The sequence below is a fragment of the Catellatospora chokoriensis genome, assembly GCF_011297315.1.
GTDB classification, from domain to species: Bacteria; Actinomycetota; Actinomycetes; order Mycobacteriales; family Micromonosporaceae; genus Catellatospora; species Catellatospora citrea.
On sequence record NZ_JAAOTI010000016.1, the window covers coordinates 161,283 to 176,366 of the forward strand.

A 15,084-nucleotide genomic window follows, 5' to 3' on the forward strand; every position below is an offset into this window, starting at 1 on the left:
TACGGTGTGGGGTTCCAAAACCCCGTAACATGGCCTGAGCTGGGCAATTCACGCGGCGCGCTCGTACTCGTTGATCAGTCCGCCGCGGACCGGCCGCCGCTTGATCCGCTCCAGCGTCAGGTCGATCACGGGCCGGTCGGAACGTGCGGCTGCAGTTGCAGCGCCCGGTGCGGGCGGCGTCCGTTGTAGTGGCGGGCGTAGCGGTCCAGAGTCCGGCGTAGGTGCCGTTCATTGGCGATGAGTATCCGGTCGGTGACCTCCGCGCGGACCGTGCCGACGAACCGCTCCGGGTACGCGTTGGCCCGGTGGCTACGTGGCGGGATCTTGCACACGGTGATGCCGGCATCGGCCAGCACGGCGTCGAACGCGGCGGTGAACTGCCCGCCCCGGTCCCGGATCAGGAACCTGAACCGCTCGGCCTGCTCGCCCAGGTCCATGAGCAGGTTGCGGGCCTGCTGCAGTGTCCACGCCCCGTCCGGGGTTCGCCGTGACACCCAGGACGTGGACGTAGCGGCTGCCGACCTCCGGCACGAAGAACACGTACAGGCGCTGCAGCGTCACGGCGCAATCGACATGGAAGAAGTCGCACGCCAGCGTGGTCGAGGCCTGGACGCGCAGGAACCGCCGCCAGGTCGTGTGGTCACGGCGCACCGGTGCCGGCGGGACGCCCAGCCGTTTGAGGATCCGGCGGATCGTTGACGTCCCGACATCGTGGCCGAGGCCGCGTAGTTCACCGCGGATGCACTGGTAGCCCCAGCCGGGGTTGTCCCGCGCCATCCGCTCGACCAACTGGGCGACAGCGACAGGGACGTCGACCGGCGGGCGGCACGGCCGGCGGGGATGGGCCCAGCGTTGGCGACCAGCCGCCGATGCCAGGCAAGCACCGTGGCCGGGGTGACCAGGCGATGCGCCCGCAACGCCCGCGGCAACAGCCGGATCAGGCCGGAGAGTCCGGCGCAGCACCGCGTTCTCGTGCCGCAGAACCAGGATCTCCACATCCTTGGCCGCGCTGGTCGATCTGAGCAGCCTCAGCCACCCGAAGAGGCGGCAGAGCACGAGGTACAGCAACCGCAGCGCGATAGATCACGATGATGCCCGACGTGACAGCACGGCAACAGATCATCGCAGGTCAACCACAGTGACGCCTTTCTGGAACCCCACAGGCTACGCGACCGCGTTGTCTCGCATCGGTTACGCTTCGGTCTCGGCCCGGATCCAGCTGCAACTGGCCGCGCACTTGAGCGGTTGGATGGCTGGGCTGGGGATGGGTTGCGGCGCATTGACCGATGCGGTTGCCGCGGAGTACCTGATCGCGCGCCGCGCCGCGGGCCACACCTACGGCAGGACGTTCAAGGCGTTGACGCCGCTGCTGGAGTACCTGCGCGCGAGTCGATCTGGTCCGTCCGCTGCTGGCTGGGCACGGCAACGCTGATGCGGTCAACCTGAGCGCGATGGACACCGCCGAGGTCACCGGGTTCATCGTGGCCGAGTGCCGACGTGTGGCGCCCAAGACCGCGCAGCGGATGACCAGCGCCCTCGCTATCTGGCCGTTGAGGGGTTCAGGAAGTCGGCGGGCACAATAGCAACTCTGGCCGTTCGCCAGGACGAGCTTACCGATCACCCCGTACTCCTCCGGAGCAGGCCGATCTGACCGAGCCAGGACGACACACGGGCGGCGACGCCGGCCATTCCCTCGGGTAGTCGGGCATACTCGTCTGGCAGGCCGGTCGTCGCCTGCTGGAAGAGGTGGTTCACGCCGGGCCACACTTCGACGGTCGACCCGGGTGCGACCGCTCGGATAGCCGGCACGTGCAACTCCGGCGGCACCTGGACATCCAGATCACCCCAGATCGCCAAGACCGGGCACGCGACCTGGACTAAGGCCGTCGTCGGATCGCGCCGCACGAAGTCCTGGAACCACGGGCTGGCGAGTTGTTCAATCTCTGTGTTGAGCTCGTGCCCGTCCGTCATCGGAGCCAGCAGCTCCTTGAGAAGCTGTGCGCGGCGGATATAATCGTCGATGTCGCGGACCGTACGCAACACGTGATCTTGCAGCTCTCGGGCTTCTTCGCAGGCCTCGTCCGACAGGCCCGCAGCCGTTGAAAGCCTGCGATGCTGCTCCATCAGTAGGTCCATGCCGCTGACGCCAGCGCCGGCCAGCAACACCAGGAAGTCCACCTGGGCGCCCAGCGCAGCGGCGTACGTAGCGTTGGCAGCGCCCTCGCTGTGCCCGATAATGCCTACAGGACCGCCGATCGGACCCCGGCGGGACCAGACATGGTCGACTGCGGCCATGACGTCGGAAACGTGATCATCTATGCCAGCGGTCGCCAGGTCGCCACCGGACAAGCCGGTGCCGCGCTTGTCGTACCGCAGCGTAGCGACGCCTAGGTCACACAGCTCCGTCGCCAAGCGTGCGAACGGTTGGTGCCCGAACGACGTGGCGTCCCGATCGAGTGCGCCGGACCCGGGCACCATCACGGCCAGGGGGAATGGGCCATTTACCTGGGGCTCGGTGAAGGTGCCCGCGAGCTCGACGTGGCAATCTGCGCTGGAGAATACAACGGAAGTCGCACCGGTCGGAATGGTCATCGCCGCACACCACGACAAGTCAACTCGTCGGGAGCTCCGAGGGGAACCCGGATTCCGCTTCGGGCTCGAAGTGTTCCAGCAGGAATTCCCCTAGGACGATATCGGCGATCTTCTCCTGATGGTGTTCGTTGATCACGGTGCGCACTCGTTCGTCCTGATACAGCCGCAGGCAAGACTGACACTTGTGAGCATACCGGTTCTCCCACTCGATCTCGGGATCGATCGCGGCTGCCCAGGCGAGGATTTTCTCTGGTCCCTCGACTCGGATCCAACGCTTCAGAAGATCGTCCCCGGCGGTCTGGTCGGCCTCACGTAACGTGGTGGAGTCGACATGCCCAACCTGAAGCTCAGGGACGGTGCGGATCCCAAGCCCACAGCACGCAGCTATCCTGCCATCAGCTTGGACAGTAGTGGTGCGCAGGCAGCTGTCACAACCCGATTTGGTCGCGAGGTTATCTTGGTTGAGCAGGTACTCCTGCGGATAGGCCAACTGGCGGTCGGGTCTAGTGGGCATCCATGGACTCTCCAGGATCTGGACGTTCGCAGCCGGGTGGGCGGCTGCGGCTGCGGCGAGGATCGGATTGTCGCTGACGTCTGAGGCCCGGATGCTAGCGTCCCGGGTAACTTCGATCATCACGCAGATCACGCGAAACCCGAGCCCTAGGGCGGTAGCGGCAGCTCGCACCACTGACGAGAGTGGCACGAAACCCACGTGCTCGTCGCCGGTGCTCAGGTTCAGCTCGTCCAGACCTGCAGCGGCCAGGCGTTCCAACACCTCGTGCGCCGCAGTGTCGTCCTCCGCCCACCATCCGTTAGTGACCAGTCGAGTGCCGAGACCGAGAGATGAGGCCTGGGCGATGCCGTCAAGGACGACATCCAGTGCAAGCGTCGCCTCTCCTCCCGTGAAGACGACCCCTCGGTAGCGCGCCTCCGCGGCCTGATCGATCATCCGACGAACGACGTCCGGCTCGAGAGACGCATGTCGAAATGACGGGTTGCTGAACGTGCCGCAGTAGGTGCAGGCTGCAGTGCATCTGAAAGTCGGCATGATCGACAACACGCGGGGTTGTCGGATCGGGGACAGCGCACTCATATGCGGCCCTCGACTGAAAGCCGATCTAGTGACGCTTGCAGTTCCTCTGAGCCTTGACTCAGCGCACCCTGGTCGTACAGCTCCTGGGCGGTAGTCGACATTGCGGTCCCCAGCACGTTGGCCACTGTTCTGAGGTTGGCACGGGTCAGGCCGAGCCAGTCGATGATTTCCTCCGCGGGGACTGGCTCCGGGGCGGGTTCTGGACCAGGTTCGCGACCATTTTCGGGACCGGTGAAGGCGTTGTGCTGGTGCACAACGAAGTCTGCCGCGACGGCGACGAATAGCGCGGCCGCCGCGATGACGACGACGACGACTGTGAAGACCGGACCGGCCACGGCCGCCAACGGGTCAACTGGGTTCAGTTTGCCCTCGTTGGACACTATGGCAGTCTGCAACTCGAGTCCACCGACATTCGATAGTGCTCGGGCGAAGTCGCGCGCCACCTCATCACGGTCGATGGCTAGCAGGAATTCTCGCTTGCGCTCGACAGGGTCGCGGATGTCCCGGAGGTGGGAGAACCTTTCAGCCATTTCGCGACTGTAGTCTTCGGCCCACCGGCGCATGCCGGGATCCGCGAGGAAGCAGTAGAGGAGCCGATTGGCGCTGGAGAGGTTCGAGCGAACAGAAGCCACCTCACCCTTGAAGATCTGTGACCAGATCACCCCCGAGGGATCTCGCAGGAAGGACTCACGCAGGGCACGAGAGGCACTCATTTCCTTGTAGAGGCCATTCAACTGCGCGTCCAGGGCGGGGTACTTGAGAATCAGCTGGTCTCGTCGTCGCACGTTGGCTCCCCGAGTCGTCGTGCATCCACCTTCGCACTCCGGCACATCGGTGACAAGAGTGGATGGGCTGAATGCCAGCACGACTGGCTGCGCTTCTTGGCATCGTTGCACTGCTAAATGGATGGACGTTCCGGGTGCCGATGCTGACTCGAAAATCAGTGAGTGAGTGGGCAGGGGAAGTTCCCGGCGCCGAGTTGCGGGGCCGGGCTTGATGTAGAGGGCGTCGTTAGGTCGCGGGGGGTAGTTCGGGTGGCGGGTTGGAAAGTTGACTTTCTGGCCGGTGAGGTGTTCGAGTTGGCGGATGAGGTCGCGTTGGCGGCGCCGTTGGCTGATCTTCGACTCGTAGTAGTTCGGGCCGAGGTCTTGGTAGTGGGCATTCGGGTCGGACAGCAGGTGCCAGACGATGGTCAGTACCGAGTTGCCGAGGGCGACTATCGCGCGTTTCTTTCCTCGTCGGCGGGCCAGGCGCCGGTAGCGTTCGCCGAGGAAGGTGTTGGTGCGCGAGATTTCGGCGACCACCTCGCCGAGGGTATCGGCCAGCCATGGGTCGCCTTTGCCGGTGGAGTTGCCCTGGCGCCGTTGTGCTGAGTCGGTGGGCGCGTTGAACCGGTGTCGTGTCGGTGGTCAGATCGCCTTGGCGAGTTCGCTGAACGCGGCGGCGACCCGCCGAGTGTGCGGGGGGGCGATGGCGAGTTCGTAATGTCCGCGGCGGAGGTTCTGCATGAAGGCGTGGCCGGCGATGACGATCTGTGCCGACTTCGCGGTTCGTACCCCGCGCATCGACCTCAGCCGGTGTTTGAGCCGGCTGTGATCGGCCTCGATCGGATTGTTGGCGTACTGCTCGACGTGATGCCATGCCGAGGGGACCAGTTCATCCAGCACGGCAGGGTAGACCGCAGCGGCGTCGGTGACCACCTCGCTCGGTGTCACCTTCAACGTCGACAGCGCTCGACGGAAGAACCGCCGGGCCGCATCGGCGTCGCGGCGGGCCGAGACGAGCACATCGATGACCTGCCCGTGCTGGTCGACCGCCCGGTACACGTACCACCACACCCCGGTGATCTTGACGTAGGTCTCGTTCACGAACCATCGGTCGCCTGGTGAGTGCCGGGCGAACCGCGCGGCGTCGGCCAGCAGCGGGGTGAACCGCTGGACCCACCGGTAGACCGTGACGTGGTCAACCTCGACACCACGCTCGACCAGTAGCTCCTCAACATCGCGGTAGGACAAGTTGTAGCGCAGGTACCAGCGCGCCGCGACCACGATCACCTCCGGTGGAAACCGGAACCTGGCGAAAGCCGACTTCGGAGGCAGCCACCGGCGAGACCTGGTCGAAGATTTCACGCCCCAAGGGTGCGTCAGATCTTGCCAACGCTCAACGCAACAGCCCCGATCGATCTTTGGGTTGTCGCCATCCAGCGGGAACACGATCATCGGCGATATGGCGATTGGGGGTCGGCAGGTGCCGGTCCTCGATCCGGACCATGTAGCGGTGCCAACCCGACTTTGCGTGAAACCGTGCCAACCAAAGTTCCATCGTGCCTACTGGTTGATCACGTGGTTGGTCACGGTCCAGCCGTGCCCGGCCCCGGAACCATATGTCCGAGATGCCATGTGGGAGGACAAGGTCATCGACGGGCTCAGGTTTCCCGTCTTCATCAAGATCGGACAGCCGGAAGAAGTAGTGATCTTCCTCGTGACGCCGCCCAAAGAGGAAGAGGTGCCGTTCATCGGCGGACTGGGCCAGGAGCTTGTCGATGTTCTCCTGGGCCCAGTCCGCCGCGAGCATCTCATCGCACACCTGCGCGAGTTCGTTCAAGCGCAAGGGGATCGATCCGCTCTCGGTCAGGGGCAGTCCTGCCTTTTTCGCGCGCGCCCACCGCGCCATCACGTTTGCGGCCGGGGGCGAGGTGACCTCGACGATGCCGTGGCGCTCCTGGCCGTCAGGGTATACCCAAGAGCCGTCGGGCATCTTGTCGCCAGCGCCGGCATCCGCAAGTTTGATGTCGACCCCAAGCACCTGCTCCATGGCCAGAAACGCGATCTCTTCCTCGCGGGTCGCCTTCGCCCCGGCCGCGTTGCTCATGGCTCGCAGAGTAGTCGGTCGAGGGTAAAGCGGGCACCTGAAGCCGCGTTGATCCAGCTCTACGGAGAGTCACCGATCTGTCCTTGCGCAGAGATTCAAGCCAATCCGTGATCAACAAGTGGAGCCGTTCTCATTAACATCCGCCCCGGGACGTCGGGCAAGGCGGCTCCCAAGCGGACGAGCATCTGGCTCCCGTTCTTGCGAACGTAGCCAGGCCGTGTCAGCCCGCCTGGGGCCGATGGGCGTCGCCGGTGGCGTGGTGTAGGCGGTCATGGCCCAGCGTGCAGTACTCACGGCCATGCACGGCTATTTCTCGTGAGCGCATCGAGCTTGGTCGCATCGGCAGCCGCTGGGAAATGCAGCCGAGCAATTGGCTGGCGCCGCGGTAACACTGAGTGATGTGGCTGTTTACTGACCTCCCGGACCCCGGATGGACCGGTTCGAGGACGATCGGAGTCGTCGGTGACCTTGACTTTATGATCCCTCTCGACTGGCTTGGGCTCACCGGTCCCGGGTCTGGGTGCGGGAGCGGGGAGCAAAATTGGGAGCAGAGCCGCTCCCTGAACGGACACCGAACGGCACCGAGGCGCACCGAACGGCGCTGATCATGGACTTTCGGACCTGCCGCCCGTTGGACTCGGGCCAAGGGCGCTTCGGACGTGACTGCGGGTGTGGGGAATTAGGCGCCCCAGCTGGTTGGCAAGGTTCCTAGGATGGACTAGACATACCGGGCTGAACCACCCGACAGAACCGACACGAAACGGACAGTGGGGCCGTGTGTGCGACCCGGATTGGAGTGCGCTACGCTGTACGGGCTGCCGCGGTGAGAGATCATCTCGGCAACGGGCTGTAGCGCAGCTTGGTAGCGCACTTGACTGGGGGGCTGGACGCCACCGTCAACCGAAGCCCGATCCACTTGGGAAACTCGCAGGTCCATCGTGTGCGTTCACTGCGCCGTAAGGAACCATCCCAGCTGGGTTCCTTACGGCGGGGGCATTGCGGGAGCGCAAGATCATATTCGTTTGGGATCCCGCCTGCTGCACATCCGTGGTCGCAGTTAAGCTGCCTTGTGCCTCGAGTAACAGTGGTCGATGTCGGGGACGGGGCCTGCACTATTCTGCGCTGTGAATGCGTTCACGGCCCATGCGACTGCCCAAGCGCCGTTGTCGACTGCGGCACCTGGCGCGGTCGACATGAGGATGCGGCGCAACGCCTGATCGCCGTGGGAACTCACCCCTTCTACGTCTCATGCGCAAGATCTGCGCGGTCGCGCCGAAGCGCTGAGCGACCTTGTCCACCGACACGCCGTCCAGGCGGGTGGCACCGATCAGCTCCGCGATCTCGGCGGAGATGACGTTCTGCGCGACGGCCCGGCCCAGCAGCAGGTCAGGATGACCGTAAAGCGGGGGAGGGAGGTGCGACTCGGCCGTCTGGGCCTTGGCCTGCTCGTGGCGGGCGTCGGCCCACACCAGCTGCGTGCCTGCGCGCCTGCCCGCCCAGATCAGCCGCGCGGCCAGCCGGTCGCGCGACGGGTCGGCAGTGTGCAGCGCCTCGAGGAACCCGATGAGGACCTCGGATTCCACGTCGGCATGCTCACCGCGGTAGCCGGCACACAACCGCTTGGTAGCCCGTCGGAGTCCTGGAAGCGCGACACCGGTGGCGGCGAGGATCCAGTGTCGGCCCCACTGCTGCGCGGCGGTGCACAGCAGCGACCACACGGCATCACGCGCCGCGTACGACGTCGCACGGTCGAGCAGCAGGTCACGCAGCTCGTCCAGTGGCATGTGCCGCTCCGGCAGCCCCAGCTCCGGCGGCAACTGTCGGCAGTCCAGCGCCAGCGGCGACGGCTGGGATGTCAGCGCCTCGAAGGCCCGCTGCACCTCGCCGAGCGGCGAGTTCTGCGCGACGCGACCGATGCCGGTACGGAAGGTGTCGGTGTTCATGGCTCCTCCTTGCCGAGGCCCCGCTCGATGCGGGGATCGGCTTTCAGAACAAGCCAGGTCGCTGACAATCAGTGACAACACTGGTCAGAGCACGTGCGGTCATGCGCTGACAGTGGCGCACGTCAGAGCCTCAGCAGGGTTCAGACTTGCTGACAGATCAATATCCGCAGCTCACGCGGGTGCTTAGCATCTGGCGGTCGATGCGAGCTGTCAGCGGGCCGTCCGACCCAGGTTCGCTGACAGCGATAATGATCATGGCGCTGTCAGTACATGGTAACGATCGCGATCGCTGACAAATCATCGTTCAGCGAATTCTATTTCAGCAGCTAGCACCGCCTCAGCCCCGCTGACAGGCCTCCGTCCCCGAGCCTGTCAGCGCAAGGACGCTGCACAAGCCGTTCGCCTCCGCTGACAACCCGGATTCCACGAGTGCCCGGACGATCCGGTCCGGACACCCCTACGAGACCGGGAGCATCTCCATGTCCTACCAACGCCACACCCTGCCCACCGAGCCGATCGCGCCGCGCCGAGTGACCGCCGACCCGAACACCGGCCAACTGCTCTACACGCCGGCCGAAGCGGCGGTGATCCTCCGTGTGACGCAGTCATGGCTGCGCAAGAGGGCAGCCAAACGGCTCATCCCGTGCACCTTCCTCGGTCGGCTACTGCGCTTCTCGTCCGCTGACCTCGCTGCGATCGCCGAGCACGGACACCGACCGCCCCAACCCGCCGCGCCGCGCCGGCGGCGCACACCACCGCGTCGGACCTCCACTTGATCGCCACGCCGGATCGAGGGTCCATGTCCACCGCGCCAAGCGCACACACGCGATGAAGGGAGTACACCGAGATGGCATGGGTAGAGCAACGCAACGGAGCGTTCCGGGTCCGAGCCCGCATCGACGGCCACGTGGTCACCGACTCGGTCCACCTCACACCCGGCGCGGCGGAACTACGCGCCAAAGAGATCGACGTCGACATCGCCCGACGCCGCTACCAAGATCCCCGCACCACCCGGATCACACTGCAGGACTGGGTCGCACTATGGGCCGCCGACCTTCGCGTGGCACCCACGACCCGCGACACCTACGACGGCCACCTGCGCCGCCACGTCCTGCCCAACCTCGGGCAGCTCGAACTCGCCGACATCAACCGGCGGGTGATCAAGAAGTTCGTCGCGGACCTGCGCCAGCGCCTGTCCGACAAGTCCGTCGAAGACGTCATGAAAGTCCTCTCGCTCGTACTCAACGAAGCGGTCGCCGAAGGCCGCATGAACCGCAACCCGTGCAAGGACGTCAACTGGCACGCCGACAGCACCGAACGCCCACACGCCACCGCCGACCAGGTCATCGACATCGCCGCCGCGCTACCGCACTGGACCAACCAGATCCTCGTCATCACCGCGGCCTACACCGGCATGCGCTGGGGCGAACTGGCAGGCCTGCACCGCGACAACGTCAATCTCGACGAAGGCTGGATCTTCGTCCCCAAAGACGACGGCGCCCTGAAAGAGATCAACGGCCACCTCCACAAGGGCGCCCCCAAGACGCCCGCATCACGCGACCGCTACATCAAGCTCCCACCATTCCTCATCGAACTGCTCACGCCCGTCCTGTCCAGCCACGACCACGACCACGTGTTCGTCGGCTCCCGCGGCGCGCTGCAACGACGCAGCACCTTCGGGCGTACCTGGCGACAGGCCGTCAAACGCGCCACCACCCCCGCCTCGCACCGGGCGATCCGGGGCATCCACGTCCACGACATGCGCCACACCCACAAGACCTGGATGGCAGAGGACAACATCCCCGAAGTCGCCCAGTGCAAACGCCTCGGCCACCGCCTCGGCGGCATCCGCGGCGTCTACACCCATACCACCCCCGCCATGGAACAGCAGATCATCGACACACTCCAGCGCCGCTGGGAAGCCAGCAAAGGCGTCGCCTTCGCCACCGACCTACGCCAATGCGCCTCGGGTCGTGTCCACCGGCCCGGATGGCGCCGCGGCGACAGCAAAGGTGAAGGCGGCCGGATCACCCATCCATAACAAGTAGACGCGCCAAGCGGCGTCGTCGGCTCGGGGCCGAGGAAGAGTCCTCGCGCGGCCCTGGGCCGGCGACGCCTTCATCTGAGCGCATGGGTGCCGGTCGCATACCGGATCCACTTGATCTATCCGCGCTGTCAGGTGTCGATGGACGTCCCTGTCGTGTTGATGGAGGCGATCCGATGACCTGGGCAAAGCGGCAAGATCAGACTTACCACGACGCCCGGCGCGTACTCGACCGGCACCGTCCAGCGGTCGGCGGCCGACGATGCGATCAGGCGCGGTGCGCCCGCGAGGCGTGGCCGTGCGCCGCGGTCGTGACCGCGCACCGCGTCCTCGCCTCGTACGGCGACGCCCCGGCCGCGCCGCCAGTGCCCGCGCCCGAGGACACCGCGCGGGTGTGGTTGCTGACCTCCGCCGCCTACGAAGTGCCGCCGACCGCTCCGCTGATCACGGACATGGGCAACGTCATGGAGCTGATGCACCGCATGGGCACCGTTTCGCTGGCGCAGATCGCCGTACGACTCGGCCGCCCCCGCCCGATCATCGCGCTGATACTGCGCGCGCTTGCTGCCTGCGGCTGGGTCACCAGCATCGCCGCTGCCTGACCCAGCGACAGCGTCCGGTCATGTGGCGTGGCTGCGGTTGAGGTCGTGTGAGCCGGCTGTGCACTCTTCGCCACTAGGAGTGTCAGTGCCCACGCGGTTGTCACGGCGATGCCGAGGATGTGACCACGGCGGGCCTAGCGCCAGGGCTGGGCATCTTCCATCGCTACTGAATTGACCGCATGAACAGGCGCTGCAGTTCGGCGACGGTGGTCACGCTCATGGTGTGGATGGATGGCAGCCATGCCCAGCGCGCGACACGCTATGTAGCTGCGATGGCGTCGATGGAGATTGACCTACCTCCGGCCAGGCCGACGATCGCGGCAGATCTCGCTGGCGGAGCAGTGGGGAACACCTCGTTGAACACCGCGTTGATCTCCGGAAGGTCCTCGATCCGCGTGTAGAACAGGGTGATCTTCACGACCTTAACCATGCTGGACCCTGACGCCTCCAGCGCTCGCCTGATGTTGTCGAGCGCCTGGCGGCACTCGGCGGCGATCCCGTTGGGGACCTGGCCGGTTCGGGGGTCGACGCCCGCTTGCGCGGATACGTAGAGCATGTCGCCGGCGCGCACTACGGGCGAGTAGGGTCCCAGCGGCTTGGGCAGGTCCGGGTGGCTGATCACTTCGCGGTCGATGACTCCTCCTACTGGCTTCGGCTGTCGTTGAGGTAGTCGGCGGACCTGCGGTCGACCTGCCTGGCGTCGGCGGGCATGCGCTGGCCGAGGGTGGCCAGCCTTCGCCGCGCGTTGCGTACGGCCTCGGTGGCGCGTGCGGACCTCAGACCGGACATGTCGTCGAGTGCCTTGTTCCAGTGCATGCAGGCGCCTGCGATCTCACCGCGGGTGAACTCGATGTCGGCGAGGTTGGCCAGGGTGAGCGCGTGGATGCGGCGGTGGGCGCCGCCGTTGCGCGTGGCGACCGAGCGGCGGAACTGGCGCTCGGCTTCGTTGAGGTCGCCGAGGTCGCGCAGACTGAGGGCGGTCTGGTTGGCCAGTGAGGGCTCACCGAAACCCAAGCGGTGAATCCAGATGGGTTCGTTGTCCCAGTCGACGTGGGCGAGCAGCCGTTCAGCCTCGATCATGGTGGTGACCGCGTCGCGGCGCTGGCGCTGGGCGGCGTGTCCGCGTGCCTTGACGACGGTGAACAGCGCGGTCGCGCCCGGTGTGCCGTTGACGCGTGACCACTCCAAGGACGATTCGGCCAACTGGAGGCTGGCCTGGCCATGACCGAGGTCGACGGCCTGGTGAGCCATGGCTCGCAGGATGAACCCGCCGAGCGGTCCGTCGCCGGCGTCATTGGCCAGCCGCAGCGCGCGTAGATAGTAGGTCTGGGCGAGACCGTGCTCGCCGGCGTCGAAGGCCTTCCACCCGACGAGATAGGCCAGCTCGGCGGCGGCGCTGAACATCTGTGCTCGGGTTGCGTCGGTGGTGAACGATCCGCGCAGGTAGGCGGCGACATCGGTAGTGAGGTAGATGATGGCTGCGGAGCGACCGCTGCCACCGCCGAAGCGTTCGTCGGCGCGGCTGAGTACACCGATCATCTCGCGTACCGACTCGAGTTCGCCCTCACCAATGGCGCCGCCTTCCCTGCGGGCGCGACGGCCTCGCTCGGCGATCTCCTGCCACGCCTGCAGCGGTACGGCCAGCGCTGCCAGCGAATAGAGTGCCGTCACGGCGAAGTCTCGTCGCTCCAAGTCGGCCTTCCCAACGGTGACGAGGTCGGTTATCGGGTCCCGTCGCCACCAGTCTGGACCATGAATCTGGGCGATGGTGTCGTGGGATACCTCGAAGCCTAGATCGGGTGGGCTGACGATGTGTCCGAGTCGACGTGAGAACGCCTCGGCGATGATGTGGGGCGTGCGGCCGCTGGGTTGCACCCCGATGATCCATTTGGCGATGTGTGAGCGATTGCAGGATGCGAGGTTCTCTCCGACCTCAGTGGCGACCGCGCGGATCGCGGCGGCGCAGGCGTCATACGACCAGCCGCTGGCATCGATGAGCGCCACGAGCTTGTCGTTTCGGGTGCGGCCTGCGCGGCCCATGGTGTCACCGCCTGTCAGCGTTCAACACGTTCAACGTTTATCGCTCTTGCTGAATCTACCGTCCCGCCCCGGCCACCGGTTCACTGATCGTGGACGGTTCGACACGGGAGGTGAGTACATGCTGGTGGAGCTGGATCGGGATGCGCAAGTGGACGTGTCCTTCCAGGAGTCGTCGCAGGCGATCGCTGGCGCGGTAGTCGAGATGCCGCTCGAGTGGTTGTGCGGTGTTCTCGATGCCCTGGTGCGGCTTGGCGTGAACACCGTGCCGATTGCGCACTTTGGCGACCGTGTGGTGATCTTCACCGCCCTCGATGTCGACTCCGAGGTGTGTGGCGATTCAGCCCACGGCCTCGCCTTCTGGCCCTCGCCAGCCGCGCTTCTCCATCGCCATGGTGACCGTCAGCTGGAGGGAGAGTGGCTGCTGCCACCGACCGGCGCCGGCCAGGTCCTACCCGGCGTGGCGACGGTGATCGATGCGATCGCGATGGCCCTGCGGGCCAGCGAGATCTACGGCGTGACGGTTGCGCCAGACGGCGCGACGTGGGCGCTGGCGGTGGAGATGTTGCAGGCCCACCACACACGTCAGCAGGTAACCGGTACAGGATGTGACGCGTCGTGTGACGGCTGCCGGCTGGCTGGCGCCGGGTTGCAGACCGCGCTGGGAATCGTCAACGCAAGCAGCGACTACTGGCGCGCCTTGACGAGAGTTCGCCGAGCCGGCGCTTCGTCGGGACAGGAGGCATCGTCGCGACGGTAGTACTTGCGCTGTGAGGCGCTGCATGAGCTGGTCCCTGCTTGTGACGGGGGGTCAGAAAGAGGCGGTGAGCTGTCACGACGGCGGGTCTGGCGGCTTAGTGCCGGGCACCGGGGCGGGTCCTGAGATTGGAACCCTTAGCCCGCTCCGGTGCCCTTCCACCACCACTGGGAAGTGAGGTGATCTCCATGGTACCCAGTGCTGATGCTGGGCAGCGAAGTGAAGTTCGGCACCGCCGGAGCGTCGTGGCAGGGAATGGTCCCGACACCGACATCGTGTTGGCGGCGGCCACGGCGACGTCCGTGGTCATCGAGGTGGACAAGGCCGTCGCAGACGCGGCAGCGGATGCGCGGGCGGTGTTGCTGGCGCACCGTGCGGTACCTGGCGGGATGTGCCGCGGGTGTCACGAGTTCAGACGCGCATTCGCATGGTTCCCGTGTCCGCAGGCGGTTTGGGCACAGCGTGTCCTGAGGCCGGCCGGAGGCGTCGCCCGATGAGAGCCCTGAACGCCATCGTGCTGATGGTCGCCAGCGTGCCGCGCCAGCGCATCTACGACGCGTTGCTCGCCGATCCGGAGCGTGACTGGACCGTCAGCCAGCTCGCGTCGTTGCTGCCCGATGTGTCGGTGGAGGCCGTACGTACGACGGTCCACCTGCTGCTCGGTGACCACCTGATGGACATCGTCCCGCGCACGTGCGCCCTGACAGTCCGGCTGACCAGCGGCGGGCACGCGACCCTCGCCGAGATCCGCGCGAGCTGGCCCACTGAACAGGCGCCTACCACGGCGGAGGAGTTCTGATGGCGACCGCAAAGGTGCGGGCGACGGTGGACGGGACCGCGCTGCGCGGCGCGAAAGCAGCGCACCGCGTAATTGCGGCGCACCTGCGCTCGGACGTCGGCGGGCGGTGCCTGGCCTGCGGCGAGTTGGAGCCGTGCAGCCAGCGCAACACCGCGCATGCGGCGTTGTTCGGCCACGATCGACAACTTCCGCGGCGGCAGCCGCTGATGCTGATCGGCCCGGATGGCGAGTTCGGTAGTGGCGCCACCCCGTTTCGCGCATTCGGCAGCTCGTCGTGAGTGCGCCAAGTACTCGTTCCACGCCGGCCTCGACGGTTGCCGAGCCGGCCCGCGGGCGCTTCAACATC

The 15,084-nt window shown here is 66.1% G+C and carries 16 protein-coding genes; 7 read left to right on the forward strand and 9 right to left on the reverse strand.

Translation table 11 applies throughout. The annotated features are described in order from the left end of the window. Positions 1-125: 125 nt before the first annotated feature. Positions 126-494 carry an integrase core domain-containing protein gene (locus HAV39_RS42815; protein WP_239120975.1) on the reverse strand — a complete coding sequence of 123 codons (369 nt, stop codon included), beginning with the start codon at positions 492-494 and terminating at the stop codon, positions 126-128. A 506-nt stretch (positions 495-1,000) separates the two neighbouring features. Here HAV39_RS42815 and HAV39_RS24120 point away from each other — a divergent pair. Further along, positions 1,001-1,432, forward strand: coding sequence for a hypothetical protein (locus HAV39_RS24120; protein ID WP_191841430.1), 432 nt, complete (start codon positions 1,001-1,003; stop codon positions 1,430-1,432). Positions 1,433-1,617: 185 nt separating this feature from the next. Here HAV39_RS24120 and HAV39_RS24125 read toward each other — a convergent pair whose 3' ends face one another. The 6 genes from HAV39_RS24125 to HAV39_RS24150 form a co-directional block, all read right to left on the reverse strand. Continuing rightward, the gene (locus tag HAV39_RS24125) at positions 1,618-2,592 is read right to left on the reverse strand and encodes an alpha/beta hydrolase (RefSeq protein WP_191841431.1); all 975 of its coding nucleotides are present in this window, start codon (positions 2,590-2,592) and stop codon (positions 1,618-1,620) included. Between the two features lie 19 nt (positions 2,593-2,611). Further along, positions 2,612-3,685, reverse strand: a complete 1,074-nt coding sequence (locus HAV39_RS24130) for a radical SAM protein (protein ID WP_191841432.1) — start codon at positions 3,683-3,685, stop codon at positions 2,612-2,614. Then, a complete protein-coding gene (locus HAV39_RS42300) occupies positions 3,682-4,989 on the reverse strand; it encodes a hypothetical protein (RefSeq protein ID WP_203736679.1) in 1,308 nt (435 codons plus the stop codon). The genes HAV39_RS24130 and HAV39_RS42300 overlap by 4 nt, the downstream gene beginning before the upstream one ends. A gap of 105 nt (positions 4,990-5,094) precedes the next feature. Beyond that, on the reverse strand, positions 5,095-5,904 hold the full coding sequence (locus HAV39_RS24140; RefSeq protein WP_239120976.1) for an IS6 family transposase: 810 nt from the start codon (positions 5,902-5,904) through the stop codon (positions 5,095-5,097). Beyond that, positions 5,846-6,556 (reverse strand): hypothetical protein, encoded by a 711-nt coding sequence (locus HAV39_RS24145; RefSeq protein ID WP_191841433.1) that lies wholly within the window; start codon positions 6,554-6,556, stop codon positions 5,846-5,848. Before HAV39_RS24145 ends, HAV39_RS24140 begins: the two co-directional genes overlap by 59 nt. A 1,112-nt stretch (positions 6,557-7,668) precedes the next feature. Further along, complete coding sequence (locus HAV39_RS24150; RefSeq protein WP_191841434.1) at positions 7,669-8,499, reverse strand: hypothetical protein; 831 nt, start codon at positions 8,497-8,499, stop codon at positions 7,669-7,671. A gap of 479 nt (positions 8,500-8,978) precedes the next feature. Here HAV39_RS24150 and HAV39_RS24155 point away from each other — a divergent pair, with 479 nt between their 5' ends. The 3 genes from HAV39_RS24155 (at position 8,979) to HAV39_RS24165 (ending at position 11,145) form a co-directional block, all read left to right on the forward strand. After that, positions 8,979-9,275: a helix-turn-helix domain-containing protein gene (locus HAV39_RS24155; protein WP_191841435.1), complete on the forward strand. Its 297-nt coding sequence runs from the start codon at positions 8,979-8,981 to the stop codon at positions 9,273-9,275. A 131-nt stretch (positions 9,276-9,406) separates the two neighbouring features. Continuing rightward, the gene (locus HAV39_RS24160) at positions 9,407-10,540 is read left to right on the forward strand and encodes a tyrosine-type recombinase/integrase (protein WP_239121063.1); all 1,134 of its coding nucleotides are present in this window, start codon (positions 9,407-9,409) and stop codon (positions 10,538-10,540) included. Positions 10,541-10,854: 314 nt separating this feature from the next. After that, entirely contained in the window at positions 10,855-11,145 is a 291-nt protein-coding gene (locus HAV39_RS24165; protein WP_191841437.1) for a hypothetical protein, read from the forward strand. Between the two features lie 259 nt (positions 11,146-11,404). Here the strand turns inward: HAV39_RS24165 and HAV39_RS24170 are convergent, their stop codons facing one another. After that, positions 11,405-11,767, reverse strand: coding sequence for a RidA family protein (locus tag HAV39_RS24170; RefSeq protein ID WP_203736760.1), 363 nt, complete (start codon positions 11,765-11,767; stop codon positions 11,405-11,407). Between the two features lie 20 nt (positions 11,768-11,787). Continuing rightward, a complete protein-coding gene (locus tag HAV39_RS24175; protein ID WP_191841438.1) occupies positions 11,788-13,185 on the reverse strand; it encodes an NsdA family TPR-like regulatory protein in 1,398 nt (465 codons plus the stop codon). Between the two features lie 118 nt (positions 13,186-13,303). Here HAV39_RS24175 and HAV39_RS24180 point away from each other — a divergent pair, with 118 nt between their 5' ends. From HAV39_RS24180 to HAV39_RS24190, 3 genes are all read left to right on the forward strand, one after another. Continuing rightward, entirely contained in the window at positions 13,304-13,942 is a 639-nt protein-coding gene (locus HAV39_RS24180) for a hypothetical protein (protein ID WP_191841439.1), read from the forward strand. Positions 13,943-14,432: 490 nt separating this feature from the next. After that, positions 14,433-14,738, forward strand: coding sequence for a hypothetical protein (locus HAV39_RS24185; protein ID WP_191841440.1), 306 nt, complete (start codon positions 14,433-14,435; stop codon positions 14,736-14,738). After that, the gene (locus HAV39_RS24190; RefSeq protein WP_191841441.1) at positions 14,738-15,016 is read left to right on the forward strand and encodes a hypothetical protein; all 279 of its coding nucleotides are present in this window, start codon (positions 14,738-14,740) and stop codon (positions 15,014-15,016) included. The genes HAV39_RS24185 and HAV39_RS24190 overlap by 1 nt, the downstream gene beginning before the upstream one ends. The last annotated feature ends 68 nt before the right edge of the window (positions 15,017-15,084 follow it).